The organism is Methylobacterium sp. WL116 (genome assembly GCF_008039455.1).
Taxonomy (GTDB): Bacteria; Pseudomonadota; Alphaproteobacteria; order Rhizobiales; family Beijerinckiaceae; genus Methylobacterium.
Map to the genome: position 1 here is coordinate 1 of NZ_VRUV01001115.1, position 502 is coordinate 502.

General features: G+C 72.3%; 1 protein-coding gene. It reads left to right on the plus strand.

Annotated features, from left to right (window positions below; all coding sequences use genetic code 11):
- Window positions 1-81 precede the first annotated feature (81 nt).
- Window positions 82-502, plus strand: a 421-nt coding sequence (locus tag FV223_RS29655; protein WP_147730123.1) for an urease accessory protein UreE, incomplete at its 3' end; no start/stop codon positions are given.

The following is a 502-nucleotide window of genomic DNA, read 5'->3' on the forward strand; positions in this document are numbered from 1 at the left end:
TGCCGCCGTTCACGGTCGTTCAGGCGCTCGACCTCGACTACCTGCCCAAGGAGCCCGACCTGCTGGATCAGTCCTGACCCCATGATCCGCGCCACCCGCGTCATCCGCGCCGACGTTCTCGCCGGAGCCGAGATCGTCGACCGCATTGTGCTCGACCACGGCGACCGGCATCGCCGCCGCATGGCGATGCGCGGCGTCGGCGGGCTCGCCTTCCTGCTCGACCTGCCCGAGCCCATGGTGCTCGACGACGGCGACGCGCTGGCGCTGGAGGATGGGCGGCTCGTCTGGGTCGAGGCCGCGCCCGAGCGCCTGCTGGAGGTCCGGGCCGGGTCGGACCACGCCCTGAAGCGGCTGATCTGGCATATCGGCAACCGGCACATCCCGGCCGAGATCACCGCGGACGCGGTGTTCATCGCCTTCGACCATGTGCTGGCCGAGATGGTGCGGGGCCTCGGCGGCAGCGCCGAGCCGGTCGAGCGCCCGTTCCGGCCGGAAGGGGGCG